Raw genomic sequence first — 16,716 nt, forward strand, 5'->3', positions numbered from 1 at the left:
TAGAACCTTTAAATTTCAAATGGTGCGCCTGGGGCGATTCGAACGCTCGACACACGGCTTAGAAGAATAAAATTTTAAATTTTATTTGTTTCTTATGTCTCAATAAACCTTATTTAACAGGGACTTTATTTGTAATCAAAATTTTTATTCCAATGATTATTTTGATTTTTTCTCTTATTGACCCACTAAAGAATTAAAAAAAATACTAAAAATTCATATAGTCATCATAAATTTTTTCATTGAATTATACTATTTCTTTCCTTAATAAAGGAGTCTATATCATTTACAATATAATTTGCCCCTGTAGTATGCAAGACTTCATAACATTCATAGAGATATTCGGATATATTATATTTGTTAAACAATTGTATGGTCTGCTTTCCTGTCATGCTTTTTTGATTCTTATATTCTTCAATACAATAAATCAAAAAAGGCAACTCTCTACTCACAACTTATCCCTCCTCAGGGAAAGTAATCTTCCCCGTTCTTCGTTCTTCTTCATACATATGATATAAAGTTAACGGGCTGAAGTGCCAAAGTTTTGTATCTTCATCCTCAAGCAATGTATATAATTCTGATTGATAAAGCTGATTCGTTGCTTCAATTTCATTCATATTTTCTTTTTCAGCAATCAATGAAATTAATTTAGGTAAGATTAACGTTAAGATAGCTTTAAACTGCTTATCAGACATTTCATTCTACCTCCTCAATTGTACCTTTAAAAATCAAGTATTCTAAGGCTTTACCTGTTGCAAATACAACTTGATCATATAATTTTTTTATTTTCAAATTTTCTAAAGTTTGTTTTTTTGTTAAAAGCCCTTCAGTATACAATGCAAACGTACGATAAATATCATCATCTGCGACAGCACCTATAATAATATCATATTGTTTACTTTTATATTCGCCAGCTCTATTCATAGATACAAAATCAAGCCATGCTTCATTAGCAAAATCAAATTTTAAGATCTGTAAATTTTCAGAAGCTTTCTTTTCATCAAAATCATATATATTAACAATAGGCTTACCATTTTTCCGACGCTTAATCACTTTATTTGAGAAACTAACCGCTTGCATTTTATTCGTTGTCGTATAAAAACCAAACCCAAAATCTAAAAATCTATTTTGTACAATTAACTCAGGTTGTTGAACAATCATATGTGAACCATGATAAAGTTTCATATAAATACACCCTTTTAATTTAGAGTAAATTCTTCAATTTTAATTATATCATAATAAAGGCAACCTTATCTAGGTTACCTTTATTCACTATACCACTTGATTAATACTATCACTATCCCCATAATACTTAATTGGATTTAAACCATATTTAGTTATAATCTCATTCACTGCTTTATAATAACAAATACCCCTCTTAACAAAAGCGATTTCCGTTCACTATATTAAGCTAATTAACTAAACAATGTACCAATTCGTTGACCAAGTTTTGAATTTACTATAAAGATAATTTTTCTAAAAGGTGAATTGCTGTTCATCTAATGTTTCCTACTACTAAGTCGTATCGGACTTTCGCCACCAAGTTACTGACTCCTTTACTGGATGAACAACAAAAAAGCTCTAGCAAAATGCTAGAACCTTTAAATTTCAAATGGTGCGCCTGGGGCGATTCGAACGCTCGACACACGGCTTAGAAGGCCGTTGCTCTATCCAACTGAGCTACAGGCGCGATTGATGGTCGGAGCAGCAGGATTCGAACCTGCGACCCCCTGGTCCCAAGCCAGGTGCTCTACCAAACTGAGCCATGCCCCGTCAACCACAAAATATATTATATCAGTAAGTTAATTAGATGTCAATAAAATTTATCAAACTAATATTTGGTTGATTTAACCTGTCACTTACTCTGTAATCCACCTAACTTATAACAAAAACACCACAAATTATTCTTTTTTATTGCAACACGATCTGAACAAGACCATGTGGTAAGTTAGTTTCTGTATCAATAAAAATCGCGCTGTAACTTGCATCACGATCTTCTTCATTTGGCAATTCTATCTTTTTTTGCATCGAATGAATTAATCCTTTGTAACCACCAAACAAAATAATATCCTTTTTAGATTGCACATCACGAAGTTTTTCAAAAAAATCTTGAAGCTTAATTTTTAGCTCCTCATTTGCTACTCTATCCTTTAGTGCAGTAAGATATGCCATCATATTCTCTATCTTAGTCGCAGTAGCTTTACTCGCTATCTTTATCTTTTCTTCCGCAGTTTTTCTATCTTTCGTGTAAAATTCTCCATTTAATTCCACATTGTCCTTTATCATTTCTATCCCGATATTTGGGAAAAATGCACCAAAGCATGTTTTTTGTGAATCCTTTATATACTGCACTTTATAAAGATTGCGCAAAACAATTTGCGTTTTACATACCTGCACATCATCTACCATAAATTTTTTTATCTGTCCTTGATTATCATACAAACCTTGACATAACGCACCTTTAACTGAGCTTCCCGGCAAATAATACTGCGCTTTCAATGGTTCATATGTTTCATACTCCCCATACTGATAGAATGGATAAATCACATTTACCTTACTTTGTTCCAAGTATCTACTTGATACTAATGCATCAGTATCAAACTCGTTTAAATCTTTATAAAACGCTGTATTTGCCCTCGGTGATACAATTACGCTGGATATTGTTCTCATTTTATACTTGATTTTTTTGATTTCTTCCATTTGATCGCTCCCCTTTCTGTAGCGTAATTGGATACAAAAACGCATTGCCAAAGACAATATCCCGTTCAGGATTGAATGGAGATAAAATTGATTTTACTGCTTTTTTCTCATCCTCCACATTTATCATACTTCCTTCTGCAATAAAACTAATATACTGTTTAGTAAGATTGTTATCCCACCCACCGAGCATATGAAAGGGTCGTCTTTCCGAAGTAAACAGCTTTAGTGTCGAAGCTGCAAAATTTATTTGATTAGGCAACAACATGCCCAAATTTATAAAATCACTTGAAGCCTGACTCTTAAAAGATATTTCATCAAACTTACGAAACGTAAATACATTAAGTCCCTGCGACGCCCTTTTTCCTAATATAACAGGTTGGTTTTCCTCCATTACGGTACGCAGCATCATCAAAAACTTCTCGCAAAGCGCATTCTCTTTGTCTAGCTGCAAATAAAAACAAAACTCACCTACAGGCTGCTGTATCTGCTTATCTTGACTGCCGCTCACTTCAGTTACTTCTATCGTTGGAACTGAAAAAAGTTTATTTTCTATCCCCGGAAGATCCAGACGTGCACTTTCTAGGGAAGTACGAGACTGTTGCCCACTTTGCACCTTGACGTAAGGAAACAAAGTCGTACAATACATAGGATCGTTTAAACTTTTCTCAATATCAGACCATCCAATATAATTTCGATTTCTTATTTCATTACGAAGCTGTTTTAAAGTCGCTTCTACCTTTGATTGCTCCATTTTTACATACACGTTACCACTTGCTTGTTTGTCACGTTCCACCAAACAGTCGACCAAATAATTCACTGGTGTTGGTAAGTATCCCAATGGCATTAAATTCGAAAGTGCAAAATGAATATTTTTATGTAAAACATCTGTTACCAACGAAGTTGCCTGCTGGTCCCCATATCGCTCCGCAAACAGTGAAACTAAAACACCAAACACACGTTGCGAATCTGGAATCTGCGTCATCCTTCCAATTGCACTAAGGTCAATTCGATAATTTTTCAATATCGGAACCTCCCTCTTCAAGCATGACTGAAATTTTTCCATAACCACGACTTTTAGAATTGCCCAAACGATAGATACCTTCATTAAATTTCAGTAATTGCTCCTGAACATATTCTTTGCATAAAGTTACAGCATTTTCACCTAATAATGCTATCTTATATAAACGTATTTCTCCTTGAAAGAGCAGTCCGCTTCGTGCCGCCTTATATGTACGAGGATTAGAAACTGGTTTACCATCCTGCATGTCAATAGAGTTTTTCATATCAATAGAAAAACAGTCTTTTATGTTATAATCATTTGCTTTGATGCTCACATCACTGAACAACAACTTCGGTGTATTGTTAAAGCCCTCAATTCCAAATAAATATTCAGCAGAAAGCTTCTCCTGAACCTCGTGATACCGTTCTCGTATACGCTTTACGTCTTCATGCCGTAACACAATCTGTTGTTCCTTATCCTGCAAATACTTCGTATATAAATCCGCAATCTCCAGCTTTTTTGCACTCGTATCATCTCGTATAATTGCACGCAAAGTCCCCTTAAGCGAGGAACCTGGAAGACACGGAAACCCCGCCAAATCTACCACCGTCTGCTGATCTATCCCGCCAATTTCAAACGCTACCGGTGCACCGCCGATAAATAAATTGGAAAGTGTTTTTATTTTAAATTGAATGATGTTTTGCATGATTTAGTTCCTCCACCTTTTTGATTTTTCATCAGAATCTTATTACGTATACACATATCATGATACTGATAAAATAGCATAAGTGAATCAATATAATCTACATTCCACCATGCATGTGCTAATCTACAAAATTTATCACTATCAAAATCCATATGATAATCAGGCTGATCTGTCTGCTGATACTCCTTTCCACTCATGATCATTTTTTTCGACTCTTTTTCTTCTCCACAAAATATTTTCGCATATCCCAAAATCATATTTTTAGCCTTTTCGATATTTATTTTTTTTGTATCTCGCAGTTTAAAAAACATAGATTTTTCAATATGAATTTTTTTATAATAAGAAAATCTTTTTCTATTTTTATCCTTTGGAAAAAACTCCATTTTTTGAACAAATACGTTTTTAAACTGATTATTATACAAACTATTTTCATATAAATAATCCGTCGTTTTAAAAAGCAAAATTTTTCCAGCGTTTTTTAGCTCAATCTCATTAAAGTATTTTCCATTTTTATTTTTTTCTTCAGCAATACTAAATCGCTCATCACAAAACAGCAGCATAAGCCGTAAATAGCTTTCTAAGCGTTTTTTTCTTTTCTGAATAAGCTTAAGTCTTAAAAACAATTCTTCTCCTTCTTTTTTTCCCTTAAGCATCACAAATTCAAATCCATTTTCCCCTTTCCCTCCCACCTGCTCAAGTATACCCGCTTTTAAGAGCACTTCTGCCTGATACAACTCCGGCTGCTCCATATATTTAGGAATTAAGTGATATAAAAGCTGATTCATATACTTGATATCATTTGACTCAACACTCGGATCACACAATTTTTCTAAAAGCGTATAAAAAAATCTTGAACGGCCAAGCTCCTGTCTATATCTTTCATTATCTTGAATCCAACGTAATACACGTAGTTGATGTAAAAAAGCATACCATGCAGGTATTAAACTCAGCTCGCGGTTTATCTGTTTTTTGTCTTTATTAGCTGAGCCTTTTAACGCTCCTTTTCTTGCTTTAATCCTTGCATAATTAAGATCAAAAAATGCTAAATTTCCAATTGCAATTTTAGCATCAAGCTCGTTTTTTAAGATGAGAGGACAGGTCTCATCTTTCGCCAGCTTTAATTGACTCTCTACCATCTCTAAATAATAACGAATCGGCTCTCGATTTTGAGTGATTGCAACACCAATACTCATAGACATCTTACATTGATCAGAAGAAAGACTATTTTTGATGTTGTCCAACAGTTTTTTGCAAACCTCAATTCCTCTGAGCAAATTTCCAATTTTCACCGCAAAGAAAATATCATCTCCCGCAACATAAAATGGAAAAATCCATCCCTGTTGAGCATTTGCGTCATCTTTTACCATATTTTTTGATACATTCGTAACCGCTTTATGTAACCCTTTTAAAGAAACCTCGTCATAAAGGAGCTTGCTTATTTTTTGATATTCATCATAATCCGACAAGCTTTTAAACATATCGCCCATGCCATCCAAATCAGCTTTAATTACGGCAATTTTAAAGCGTTTTTGAGGATCATATTTATCTTTATCTTCATGTTTTAGCTTGTCTAATTCTGTTACAAAAAGAGGAAATTCATCTGCTATTTTGCCGTTTTTATCGAAGCTTGCCTTCTTTAGAGATTGAAAATTAAACAGTACACTTCGATTTTTCTCAATAATTTCATTGAAAATTTCAGTTCCTTTTAACCGTCTTTTTGCTTCCTGAATCACTGCAATCTTTTCCAAGCTTTCTGTCTCTGCATGATTTTGTAAATGAAACTCTGCTTCGAGAAAAACATTATAACGCAACAGCTTTTGACCTCCGGAATTACGATAATACCGTAAAAATAAACCATTTATCCTCTCTTTTATGCATAACTCCGGCAAATCGCAATGAAAAATATAGACACCGGAACAGGCAAGCAACTCCACCTCTTTTAAATTACGATCTGGAAAACAGTTCTGAATATCGGCGAAAAAACAATCCGATATTTCATGTGAGGCCTGCATAACACTTTTTAAAGTGTTTTCCTCCGCTTGTTTCTCCTGGGTGTGGGCGTGAATGGCTTCCGTCAGAAAAGTCTGTACTTTATCAATAGAAAGTGCAACGATGTACTTATTCATTGCTTATCTTTTGCCTCCTCCGCAAATTTATTGAACATTTTAGCATACGCAATATGCGGAAATAAGAGAGGATTATTAATCAACATAAGTAGCTGGTTTAGCTGTAAGTTTAAGCTTAATAAAGCTATGTTGACTCCATTTTTTTCTACTTGATAATGATCTAATTCCATATTTACTAACGCATCATTCTGCTTTATTTCAAGATTTGGTGATTTATTTACATGGTTTAAAGAAATATACCATTCATTCAAATTTTTCTTATCATCAGCAATTTCTATCTCTAATCTTTGCTTATCAGATTGTGCCTGAATAATAAAATCAAATGGTATATCTCTAACCTTCGCTTTCCTTTTTCCATAATCTTCTTCTAGACAGCATAAAATTTTCAATGGTCGCGTTGCCGTTTGAGTAGACGGACGAGTATTCACACCCGTAACAATATCTGTGAACATCCTCGCGCAGGAAATACCTGATGTCTGTAATTGCTCAATGCTATCAATCCAACTCTTTAATCGGCTCTTTTTGACTGAAGTACTCTTACATTCAATAACAACGGCTACAGCCTCAATGGGTATAAATTTCAATCTACCGTAACGGAAGATATAAGGCGTATAAGTTTCGTCAAAAATTACTAAATCAACTTCATTGGATACCTTTCCATTAGAATCAATAATAAATACCGATTTTTCAATAACAAACTTTTTAGGAATAATTTGTCTAAACATCTCTTCCCATAAATCCTCACGAAAACTACCAATTGTCGGTCCATGTTCTACTCTAAAATACAATTGATCAACAAGTGCTTTCTCCTGCTGAATATAATTTTCAATGATGTCACCAATCGTATTTTTATCCGGAATCCCAATTTTCTTATTTTCAATCATCAACTACGCCTCTTTTCTTCCACTTAAAATGAACTATTCATCTCCAACCTCATCGATATACATTATATTTTAAATTTTATACCAAGGACTATTTACCTATAATCTGTTGAGATTAATCTTAGTATATTCTATCATGTAATATTTTGTCTATATTTTCCTTACTTATCATCAAAAAACTGCCCTGTTATCAAAGATAACAGGGCAGTTTTTATATGCTGTCTTTTATTTATTGAACAAGTTTTTAATTGCTTGTTTATTTACATCTCTATTAAGTTGTGCAAGATGTTCTGTAAGTTTAATATGCTTAGGACAAGCTTGTACACAGTTTTGGCTATTACCGCAACTTGTGATTCCGCCTTTTTCCATTAGAGCATTTAAACGAGTTTCTTTATCAAAAGAACCAAATGGATGCAAGTTAAATAGATGAGCCTGTACAGTCGGAGCAGGTCCAATGAAATCGGATTGAGGTCCAACATTAGGACAAGCTTCCATACAACAACCACAAGTCATGCAGTGAGAAATCTCATATGCAGTAGCAGCTGTGTAAGGGTTTTGAATTGGCGCATCTTTTACTTCCCATGAACCATCTACACGAACCCAGCCTTGAATTCTTTTTAAGCTTTCAAACATAACAGCACGATCAATTAAAAGGTCGCGAATTACAGGAAAAGTACGAGCTGGTGATAGACGAATTGGTTGCTCTAATTGATCAATAAGTGCAGAGCACGCTTGGCGAGCTTTGCCGTTAATGACCATCATACAAGCACCACATACTTTTTCTAAACAGTTACATTCCCAAGTTACAGGCGTAGTCTTTTTACCATCTTTCGTTACAGGATTTTTTTGAATTTCCATTAATACTGCAACGATATTAAGTGCCGGACGATAATCAACTTCAAATTCTTCCGTATAAGGCGCGCTTGTTGGAGATGCTTGTCTTTCAATAATAAGATGAACTTTTTTCTGTTCTGCCATGATTATTTACCTCCCTTAGCGACAGCATAGTTACGAGGACGCGGTTTAATAATGGAATGATCGAAATCAATATAGCTGATTTTTGGACAGCAAGTAGTTTCATCAAATTCCGCAATCGTAGTTTTAAGGAATTTTTCGTCATTACGATCTGGGAATTCAGCTTTATAATGTGCACCACGGCTTTCATCACGAAGACGAGCTGCTTTACATACAACAAGTGCATAAATCATCATATTACGAAGTTGTCTTACAAACATAGCTTCTTGGTTAGCCCAATGGCCTTTATCAGCAACTCCAATATCATCCCAACGTTTCAGAAGTTTTTGTAACTCTTCATAACAAATGTCTAACTCTTTATTTACACGAACGATTGTAACGTATTTCATCATCACTTCACCAAGTTCATGATGTAATTTATACGCATTTTCAGAACCATTCATTGTAAGAATTTTTTCAAATTCATCTACAGTTTCTTTTTTTGCTTGGTCAATTTCTTCTTGTGTTAAGTCAGAGCCTTTTTCTCCTTCTTTAGCCCAACGCATAGCTTCTGGGCCAGATACTGTACCAGAATAAGCAGCGGAAAGAAGTGAGTTCGCACCAAGACGGTTTGCACCATGATATTGATAATCGCACTCACCAGATGCTAAAAGCCCCGGAATGTTTGTATTATGCTTTTGGTCTACCCAAATACCACCCATAGAATAGTGAACGGATGGGAAAATTTGCATTGGAACTTTACGAGGATCATCACCAACAAATTCTTCATAAATTTCCATGATGCCAGCAAGTTTACGGTTTAAGTAATCTGTATCGATATGGGAAAGATCAAGATATACTCTGTTTTCACCATTGATACCAAGACCCATTTCTACGCACACTTTGTGAATTGCACGAGCTGCAATATCACGAGGAACAAGGTTACCATATGCAGGGTACATTTCTTCCAAGAAATACCAAGGTTTACCATCTTTATAAGTCCAAACACGGCCACCTTCACCACGAGCTGCTTCTGACATAAGACGGTTTTTGTCTTCGCCAGGAATAGCGGTTGGATGAATTTGTACGAATTCACTGTTACCAAGATGAGCACCTTGTTGATAAACAGCAGATACTGCAGAACCATTACAAATTGTAGAGTTCGTGCTTTTACCGAAGATCATACCAGGTCCGCCAGTTGCTAAGATAACTGCATCACCAGCAAATACTTCAATTTCCATTGAATTCATGCTTTGTGCTACGATACCACGGCATACGCCTTCTTTATTTTTAACAATTCTAACGAATTCCCAGAATTCATATTTTTTAACTAAACCTTTTGTTTCCCACATACGAACTTGTTCGTCTAAAGCATAAAGCAATTGCTGACCAGTAGTAGCACCTGCAAAACAAGTACGTTTATTTTTTTGCCCACCAAAGTTACGAAGGTCAAGTACACCCTCAGCAGTACGAGTGAAAGGAACACCCATACGGTCAAACATTTTGATTAATTTTGGAGCAGCATCAATCATGCCCTTGATCGCTGTTTGATCGCCTAAGAAGTCGCCTCCATAAACTGTATCATCAAAATGTTCCCAAATACTATCGTTTTGACCTTTTGTATTCATACAAGCGTTAATACCGCCTTGAGCACAAAGTGAATGAGAGCGTTTTACTGGGCAATAAGAGAATAATTCTACTTCACCGCCAGCTTCGCAAACCTTCATTGCAGCCATTAAGCCGGATAATCCGCCACCTACAATTATAATTTTCTTTTTCACGCAGGTTCTCTCCTTAATCTAAGATTATCTAGTAGTACGTTTACTAGACCTGATTGATTACGCAATAAAGCGAGTTAGTGAAACTACACCAATAACAGATAACAATACACACAAAGCCAATGCAGCTTTATTGAACATAGCTTGGGCACGAGGACCTTTTGCAATCCCCCAAGTCATTGTGAAAGTAAATAATCCATTAGTGAAATGATAAACAGCAGCAACCATACCGACAGTATACAATACGAATACAATTGGGTTGCTAAGATAATTATTCATAAGAGCATAATTAATTTCCACGCCGGAACCTTTCATCATGATACGTAAGTACCCTACATGCCAGAGCAAGAATACAATCGTATACCAAGCAGTGATTCTTTGGAAATAGAATTGCCAATTGCGAACATAACCGTATTGTTGTGGGTTATTTTTCGCCTGCATAGCAATAATTGCGCCATAAATACCATGAAACAAGAACGGAATTGCAATAAAGAAAATTTCCATAAATATCATGATGTCATGAGGGATCAGAGCTAATCTTGCTACCGCAGCATCAAAACTGCTTGCGCCCCCCAATACTGATGAAATTGTAAAAATGTGTTCTATTAAGAAGAACCCAACTGGCACTATTCCGCATAAGGAATGTAAACGACGAACATAAAAAGTTGTGTGACTCATGCTTAAACCTCCTGTATTTTTTCATCCCCCCTAGGGGGAAAATATTATAACTTACGATAAGGTGCTTGACCTTGTTCGTAGAAGTTATTACCTTCACAGTCAATTACTACGATAGCTGGGAAATCTTCAACTGTTAAAGCGGCAACTGCTTCTGGACCAAGTTCAGGATACGCCAATACCTCGTATTTTTTAACTGATTTTGCAATTAAGGCAGCTGCTCCGCCTACTGCAGCAAAATAAGTAGTACCATTTTTTTTCATTGCATCCAACACTTCTTTGCTGCGAGATCCTTTACCAATCATACCTTTGATCCCTTGTGCAAGCATTGTTGGTGTATATGCATCCATACGACCGGAAGTTGTAGGACCAGCTGAACCAATTGGATCACCAGGTTTTGCCGGCGTTGGGCCAAGATAATAAACAATTTGATTTTGCCAGTCAACAGGTAATTTTTCACCACGTGCCAAAGCTTCTGTCATTACTTTATGAGCCGCATCACGTGCACTGATAATTGTTCCGGTAATTAACACACTGTCACCAGCTTTTAATGTACGGGATACCTCTTCAGTTAAAGGTGTTGTAATACGAATTTTTTCAGCCATTTTTACATTCCCCTCCTATAAGATAACTTCTGCATGACGCATTGCATGACAGCAAATATTTACGGATACAGGTAAACCAGCAATATGCGTTGCAAACCATTCAACATTCACAGCAAGTGCTGTAGTTGTACCGCCAAGTTGTGGACCGATACCAGTCTTGTTGAGTAATTCAAGCAATTCAGCTTCTAGTTTTTGATACTCAGGATGTGGATTACGCACACTAATTGGACGTGCTAGCGCTTTTTTAGATAAGAGCGCGGATTTTTCCATAGTACCACCAATACCTACACCTACTACCATTGGAGGGCATGGATTAGGACCAGCATGTTTTACGATGTCAAGAACAGCGTTTTTTACACCTTCAACACCATCAGCTGGCACTAGCATTTTAACACCTGATTTATTTTCACTACCAAAACCTTTAGGGGCAATTGTCATTTTGACTTTGTCACCATCGACAATACTTGTATGTAGTATTGCTGGAGTATTGTTTGTCGTATTTTTACGATTAAACAAAGGTTCGCCAACTACAGATTTACGAAGATAGCCTTCCGTATAACCTGCAGCAACACCAGCGTTCACAGCATCGACTAAATTACCGCCTTCAAAATGAACATCTTGTCCAATTTCCATAAAAATAACTGCCATACCAGTATCTTGACAGATCGGTCTATCTTCAGCTTTTGCAATTTCGGCATTTTTAATGATCTGATCAAGTACATCTCTACCTACCGGTGACTCTTCAGTTTCTCTGCCTTTTTTCAAAGCCTCGTATACATCTTCTGGCAAATAGTAAGCAGCGTCTTTACACATTTTAGTAATGGCTTCAGTAACCTTTTCTACGTGAATTGTACGCAATGTAAACCCTCCCAAAATATAATATATAATACACTCATAGGCACCATAATAGCACATTTAATACGCCTTTTCAACAAAATTCTCAGTCCAGACAAGAACTGCCCAAAAGGTGTTTTAATGTGTTCTTCGTAAAATTTCTATGAGAAGTATCCACCCATATAGAATTATAATAACCATATGTTATCATATGATAACTATTTATGTTTTTCGCATTTTCAATTAATTATATTAATAAGTATTTGCTATAGATCACATACATTCCTGCTAAATTGCAGATATTTTTAATAAAATTTTAATATATCTTTCAATTTTGTTAAAATTCAGCATACTTCTATTAATTCTGGTAGTATACGCTCTTTTGTAAGCGCCAAACGCAAACAAGTAGGTGCTGTATAATACGGTCTGGCCACGCTTCCTGGGTTGATCACATGTAAGCCTTCATAAGAAGAGTTTTCGCTTATATGCGTGTGCCCATAAATCACAATATCCACTTCATAATTCTTTGCATTCCAAATAAGATCCTCGGTTCCCAGTTTCACATTATATTTATGCCCATGTGTAAGCCAGATTTTTCTGCCTTCTATCTCTAAAAATTCATCCACCTTAAATGGTAACGATGCGCTGTCACAATTTCCTGCCACAGCATAAACTTGCTTACCTGTATGCTTTGCTAAAAAGTCAGCATCCGTACAAAAGTCTCCCGCATGCAGCCAGAAATCTACTTCTCCTATTACCTTTACAGCTTTTTCAATTGCACTAGTATCTCCGTGACTATCACTCATTACACCTATCATCATTTTATATAATCCGCCAATTCTTTTGCCATCAGTTTTAATGCTGCGCCACGATGACTGATTTGATTTTTCTCTTCTAATGTAATTTCAGCCATTGATTTATTTAGTTTTTCTGTCAAGAAGAGCGGATCATACCCAAACCCTCCATGACCACGCTCTTTATCCAGAATTACACCTTCACAGCTGCCATCACAAAGAATCGTTTTCCCATTGGTGTCCACAAAAGCTAAAACACAACGAAAACGAGCCTTACTACCAATTCCATCTACTTTATGTAGCTGGTCAAGCAATTTGAGGTTATTGTCTTGATCCGTCGCATTGATCCCTGCGTATCGAGCGGAATATACACCAGGCGCACCGTTTAATGCATTGACCTCCAGTCCTGAATCATCAGCTAAACAAGCCTTTCCCGTCAATTTTGCATAAAACTTTGCTTTAATTAATGCATTTTCTTCAAATGTTTCACCATCTTCGATTGCATCAGGAATCTCCTGAAACTCTAAAAGAGAAACAACGCGCACTCCAATATGTTGAAAAGCAGCTTGAATTTCTTTTATTTTCCCTTTATTCTTTGTAGCAATTACAAGTTCTTTCATGGTTCACGTCCTACTTTCCATACCAATTGATTCCCTAGAACATCTTTTTGGTAATCTATCAAAGCAAAAATTCCTTTTTCAGCTTTTTCTAACAAAACATTCAGTTCCGTTCTACTAAAAGGACGTTGCTCGCCAGTTCCCTGTACCTCGATAAAATTCCCATTACCAGTCATAACTACATTCATATCAACAACAGCTTTAGAATCTTCTTCATAACATAAATCAAGGACCGGTGTACCATCTTCTAAGATTCCAACACTCACAGCTGCCAAAAAATCTTTAATCGGAAACGGCTTCTCATGATTATAAATTGTATCTAAAGCTTCAACCAAAGCGATAAAAGCGCCTGTAATTGAAGCCGTACGCGTTCCGCCATCCGCCTGAATGACATCACAATCAATCATAACGGTTCGTTCTCCAAGTGCCTTTAAATCAATCACACTACGTAAAGCACGTCCAATTAAACGTTGAATTTCATGCGTACGTCCACTTACTTTGCCACGCATAGATTCACGCGAATTCCGCGTCTGTGTAGAACTCGGGAGTAATGCATATTCAGCAGTAATCCACCCTTCGCCACTTCCCTTTAAAAAGTTCGGTACCCGCTCCTCAATGGTCGCCGCACAAATGACTTTTGTATTTCCAAATTCAACCAAAACAGATCCTGCAGGATGTTTCAAATAGTGCCTTGTAATTTTAACCTTTCGCATTTCATCAACACTACTACGTCCATCTACTCTAACCATAAATCCTCCTAAAAACAAACCTTTCCATATTCTTATTTTATTACGCCTCTATAAAACTAGCAACATTGATTTAGAAAATTTTCACTCTGATTTCCATGTTTTCATAATAAAAGAGGATAGCATATAGTCTATCCTCTTCCATTTTAAAATACTCTTACAATTCTGCTTGATACTTTGCAAAATCTTTTATGATAACAATCGGTGTTTTTTGTGACGCATTGCCAAATGGATTATCAATTAACAATCTAGCAACTTGTTCTCCGTCAGTACCTTCGGTAACTCCAACAATTCTAGAACGTTTCAAATCATTCACATCCGCAATGACAGCACCAAAACAGCCTAGCCGTTCTTTTATTGTTTTCACAACCTCAGAAGGATTCTCCGGTCCGTATACAATATGTTTGTCAAACGGAGGCATTGTCCCTGTTACATCATCAATCAAAGCAGTCTGCTCACCACCAAGTTTATAAAAAACGCCACTTTTACCAAAAACTTTGGCAATTATGCCTATAATGAATGCAAAAAACACACGCCATTTTCCTTCTACATCCATTAAAGCCTGCATTCCATAAGGACTCGCCAAACTACCTTCTTCCGGAATAAACCGACACAAAACCCGAGCAAGAAAACAAAGTTCTAATTCCTCCGGTCTTGTAATCCTTCCCTGTGTAATTGCAACAACACTTTCAGCCACAGAGATTACATCATTTGGACCAATTTTATCCTTTGCATATTTTTCCATAATATCTACAATATCATCTTTATCCGTTAAGATACGAGTTGGAACCGGTATAATTTCAAATTCAGACATCTTATCACTCCTCCCTAATCAACCAAAGTCACATTTGCAACTTTCGCAACTTCGCTAGCTTTCATCTCTATACGCGCCTTTTCAATATGCCAATCCGCACGTGTCACCATCTGATATACAACATCAATTGGCATATCTACCATATTCTTAAGCGTCTCTCTAATATCTTGATTTTTACGTGCAATCAATTTTACAATTACTTTTAAATTGATTCTTGTATTTCTTTCGATCAGAATTGATTCAAAATAATCATCTTCCCGCGGTGCATTCTCTAATTCTACTTTTGATAGAACCTGTACCCCGTCAAATTGTTCATATGGCAAAAGATGCCGTGAATAACAATCCATAATTGTACCGAGTTGTTTTCCCTTGTTCACCATTGCAACCTGGCAGCTCAAGGTAATGCTATCATCAGTTATATTCACTAATTCAAAAGGCGTTCTTTCCGCCACTTTTAATTCAAATTCGGCATTTCCCTTGTTCACAATATATGCCCAGCAAACCAGACTAATTACGATCACCAAACCCACTAAACCGTATAAAATTCCCACGACTACGCCTCCATTTATCATCACATAAAATCAAATTTTCAAATTGACAATAGTGTTAGTATATCAAAAAAACGAATAAATTACTATAAATTAGCAATACTCTGCCAAATCTATTAGCTTAAATTCTGCTTTGTTTGTATTTAATACTAAATTCGTCATTTTTCGAGCCTTATCAACTTCGGCAGAAAAATACATTTTCAAAGAGCCATTTTCTTTGCTCTTATTTAAGTTTCCTGATTTCTTCAACAACGCAACCGCATCTTTTGCAGTCGCATTTGCCGGATTTATCAATCGCACTCGATCCCCTATAATATTTTGAATAATACTCGATATTAAAGGATAATGCGTACAGCCTAAAATCAAAGAATCAATTTCTATCTTACTAAAAAACGCTAAATATTTTCTTGCCAAATTTTCAATTTCTCGTCCTGCAATAACTCCATCCTCAATAAATGGAACAAAATCAGGACATGCTTTTGCATAGACTTTTACACTTGAATCAAATTCTGCTGCAGCTTTACTATGCATCTGATTATTCACAGTTCCTTTTGTTGCAATTACGCCAATTCTTTTATTTTCACTTCCATTAATCGCTTCACAAATGCCACTATTCATCGCCGTAACTAAGTATGGATACTGTTTCTCTGCCTCTTTAAAACCATATGTAGTCATTGTATTGCATGCAAATACCGCCATTTTCACTTCTTGCTTAAGAAAAAAATGTAATATCTGATGCATAAATTTTATGATTTCTACTGGATCACGCGATCCATAAGGAACACGTGCCGTATCCCCAATATACATAATATTTTCATTAGGTAAAAGCCTTCTCACCTCTTTGACGACTGTAAGTCCTCCGATTCCTGAATCAAAAATACCAATGGGTGCATCAACATTCACTGCACCACCTCCTCTAAAGCTATTTCTTTGTATGGTGA

19 protein-coding genes and 2 tRNA genes are annotated in these 16,716 nt (G+C 36.0%); all 21 read right to left on the minus strand.

Features of this window, described 5'->3' with window-relative positions; all coding sequences use genetic code 11:
- Window positions 1-236: 236 nt before the first annotated feature.
- Window positions 237-449, minus strand: a complete 213-nt coding sequence (locus BN6559_RS03650) for a DUF3791 domain-containing protein (RefSeq protein WP_199883722.1) — start codon at window positions 447-449, stop codon at window positions 237-239.
- Window positions 450-452: 3 nt separating this feature from the next.
- A complete protein-coding gene (locus tag BN6559_RS03655) occupies window positions 453-692 on the minus strand; it encodes a hypothetical protein (protein ID WP_110953478.1) in 240 nt (79 codons plus the stop codon).
- A 1-nt stretch (window position 693) separates the two neighbouring features.
- On the minus strand, window positions 694-1,182 hold the full coding sequence (locus tag BN6559_RS03660) for a DUF3990 domain-containing protein (RefSeq protein ID WP_110953479.1): 489 nt from the start codon (window positions 1,180-1,182) through the stop codon (window positions 694-696).
- A 428-nt stretch (window positions 1,183-1,610) separates the two neighbouring features.
- Window positions 1,611-1,687 (minus strand) — tRNA-Arg (locus BN6559_RS03665).
- A 6-nt stretch (window positions 1,688-1,693) separates the two neighbouring features.
- Window positions 1,694-1,770 (minus strand) — tRNA-Pro (locus BN6559_RS03670).
- Between the two features lie 138 nt (window positions 1,771-1,908).
- Window positions 1,909-2,697, minus strand: coding sequence for a hypothetical protein (locus tag BN6559_RS03675; protein ID WP_110953480.1), 789 nt, complete (start codon window positions 2,695-2,697; stop codon window positions 1,909-1,911).
- Window positions 2,669-3,718 (minus strand): hypothetical protein, encoded by a 1,050-nt coding sequence (locus BN6559_RS03680; RefSeq protein ID WP_110953481.1) that lies wholly within the window; start codon window positions 3,716-3,718, stop codon window positions 2,669-2,671. Before BN6559_RS03680 ends, BN6559_RS03675 begins: the two co-directional genes overlap by 29 nt.
- Window positions 3,699-4,403, minus strand: coding sequence for an RAMP superfamily CRISPR-associated protein (locus BN6559_RS03685; RefSeq protein WP_110953482.1), 705 nt, complete (start codon window positions 4,401-4,403; stop codon window positions 3,699-3,701). The genes BN6559_RS03680 and BN6559_RS03685 overlap by 20 nt, the downstream gene beginning before the upstream one ends.
- Window positions 4,376-6,529 (minus strand): Cas10/Cmr2 second palm domain-containing protein, encoded by a 2,154-nt coding sequence (locus BN6559_RS03690; protein WP_110953483.1) that lies wholly within the window; start codon window positions 6,527-6,529, stop codon window positions 4,376-4,378. The genes BN6559_RS03685 and BN6559_RS03690 overlap by 28 nt, the downstream gene beginning before the upstream one ends.
- The gene (locus BN6559_RS03695) at window positions 6,526-7,413 is read right to left on the minus strand and encodes a DUF6602 domain-containing protein (RefSeq protein ID WP_110953484.1); all 888 of its coding nucleotides are present in this window, start codon (window positions 7,411-7,413) and stop codon (window positions 6,526-6,528) included. Before BN6559_RS03695 ends, BN6559_RS03690 begins: the two co-directional genes overlap by 4 nt.
- A 222-nt stretch (window positions 7,414-7,635) precedes the next feature.
- Window positions 7,636-8,388 carry a succinate dehydrogenase iron-sulfur subunit gene (sdhB, locus tag BN6559_RS03700; protein ID WP_110953485.1) on the minus strand — a complete coding sequence of 251 codons (753 nt, stop codon included), beginning with the start codon at window positions 8,386-8,388 and terminating at the stop codon, window positions 7,636-7,638.
- A 2-nt stretch (window positions 8,389-8,390) separates the two neighbouring features.
- Window positions 8,391-10,145 carry a succinate dehydrogenase flavoprotein subunit gene (gene sdhA, locus BN6559_RS03705; RefSeq protein WP_110953486.1) on the minus strand — a complete coding sequence of 585 codons (1,755 nt, stop codon included), beginning with the start codon at window positions 10,143-10,145 and terminating at the stop codon, window positions 8,391-8,393.
- Between the two features lie 57 nt (window positions 10,146-10,202).
- The gene (locus tag BN6559_RS03710) at window positions 10,203-10,820 is read right to left on the minus strand and encodes a succinate dehydrogenase (protein WP_110953487.1); all 618 of its coding nucleotides are present in this window, start codon (window positions 10,818-10,820) and stop codon (window positions 10,203-10,205) included.
- Between the two features lie 44 nt (window positions 10,821-10,864).
- Window positions 10,865-11,422, minus strand: coding sequence for a Fe-S-containing hydro-lyase (locus BN6559_RS03715; protein WP_110953488.1), 558 nt, complete (start codon window positions 11,420-11,422; stop codon window positions 10,865-10,867).
- A gap of 15 nt (window positions 11,423-11,437) precedes the next feature.
- Window positions 11,438-12,280, minus strand: coding sequence for a fumarate hydratase (locus BN6559_RS03720; RefSeq protein WP_110953489.1), 843 nt, complete (start codon window positions 12,278-12,280; stop codon window positions 11,438-11,440).
- 320 nt (window positions 12,281-12,600) lie between these two features.
- Complete coding sequence (locus tag BN6559_RS03725; RefSeq protein WP_110953490.1) at window positions 12,601-13,077, minus strand: metallophosphoesterase; 477 nt, start codon at window positions 13,075-13,077, stop codon at window positions 12,601-12,603.
- Entirely contained in the window at window positions 13,074-13,670 is a 597-nt protein-coding gene (locus BN6559_RS03730; protein WP_110953491.1) for an XTP/dITP diphosphatase, read from the minus strand. The genes BN6559_RS03725 and BN6559_RS03730 overlap by 4 nt, the downstream gene beginning before the upstream one ends.
- Window positions 13,667-14,416: a ribonuclease PH gene (gene rph / locus BN6559_RS03735; RefSeq protein WP_110953492.1), complete on the minus strand. Its 750-nt coding sequence runs from the start codon at window positions 14,414-14,416 to the stop codon at window positions 13,667-13,669. The genes BN6559_RS03730 and rph overlap by 4 nt, the downstream gene beginning before the upstream one ends.
- 154 nt (window positions 14,417-14,570) lie before the next feature.
- Window positions 14,571-15,227, minus strand: a complete 657-nt coding sequence (locus BN6559_RS03740) for a coenzyme F420-0:L-glutamate ligase (protein ID WP_110953493.1) — start codon at window positions 15,225-15,227, stop codon at window positions 14,571-14,573.
- A 14-nt stretch (window positions 15,228-15,241) separates the two neighbouring features.
- Complete coding sequence (locus BN6559_RS03745; protein ID WP_110953494.1) at window positions 15,242-15,778, minus strand: hypothetical protein; 537 nt, start codon at window positions 15,776-15,778, stop codon at window positions 15,242-15,244.
- A 90-nt stretch (window positions 15,779-15,868) separates the two neighbouring features.
- Window positions 15,869-16,678: a glutamate racemase gene (gene murI / locus BN6559_RS03750; RefSeq protein WP_199883723.1), complete on the minus strand. Its 810-nt coding sequence runs from the start codon at window positions 16,676-16,678 to the stop codon at window positions 15,869-15,871.
- Window positions 16,679-16,716: the final 38 nt, after the last annotated feature.

Source organism: Massilibacillus massiliensis, from assembly GCF_900086705.1.
Lineage (GTDB): Bacteria > Bacillota > Negativicutes > FLKF01 > FLKF01 > Massilibacillus > Massilibacillus massiliensis.

What these genes read in the sequence shown, in the direction of transcription:
- BN6559_RS03655 (WP_110953478.1), bottom strand. Translation starts at nt 692, where the DNA reads ATGTCTGATAAGCAGTTTAAAGCTATCTTAACGTTAATCTTACCTAAA.
- BN6559_RS03660 (WP_110953479.1), bottom strand. Translation starts at nt 1,182, where the DNA reads ATGAAACTTTATCATGGTTCACATATGATTGTTCAACAACCTGAGTTA.
- BN6559_RS03675 (WP_110953480.1), bottom strand. Translation starts at nt 2,697, where the DNA reads ATGGAAGAAATCAAAAAAATCAAGTATAAAATGAGAACAATATCCAGC.
- BN6559_RS03685 (WP_110953482.1), bottom strand. Translation starts at nt 4,403, where the DNA reads ATGCAAAACATCATTCAATTTAAAATAAAAACACTTTCCAATTTATTT.
- BN6559_RS03690 (WP_110953483.1), bottom strand. Translation starts at nt 6,529, where the DNA reads ATGAATAAGTACATCGTTGCACTTTCTATTGATAAAGTACAGACTTTT.
- BN6559_RS03695 (WP_110953484.1), bottom strand. Translation starts at nt 7,413, where the DNA reads ATGATTGAAAATAAGAAAATTGGGATTCCGGATAAAAATACGATTGGT.
- sdhB (WP_110953485.1), bottom strand. Translation starts at nt 8,388, where the DNA reads ATGGCAGAACAGAAAAAAGTTCATCTTATTATTGAAAGACAAGCATCT.
- BN6559_RS03710 (WP_110953487.1), bottom strand. Translation starts at nt 10,820, where the DNA reads ATGAGTCACACAACTTTTTATGTTCGTCGTTTACATTCCTTATGCGGA.
- BN6559_RS03715 (WP_110953488.1), bottom strand. Translation starts at nt 11,422, where the DNA reads ATGGCTGAAAAAATTCGTATTACAACACCTTTAACTGAAGAGGTATCC.
- BN6559_RS03725 (WP_110953490.1), bottom strand. Translation starts at nt 13,077, where the DNA reads ATGATGATAGGTGTAATGAGTGATAGTCACGGAGATACTAGTGCAATT.
- BN6559_RS03730 (WP_110953491.1), bottom strand. Translation starts at nt 13,670, where the DNA reads ATGAAAGAACTTGTAATTGCTACAAAGAATAAAGGGAAAATAAAAGAA.
- rph (WP_110953492.1), bottom strand. Translation starts at nt 14,416, where the DNA reads ATGGTTAGAGTAGATGGACGTAGTAGTGTTGATGAAATGCGAAAGGTT.
- BN6559_RS03740 (WP_110953493.1), bottom strand. Translation starts at nt 15,227, where the DNA reads ATGTCTGAATTTGAAATTATACCGGTTCCAACTCGTATCTTAACGGAT.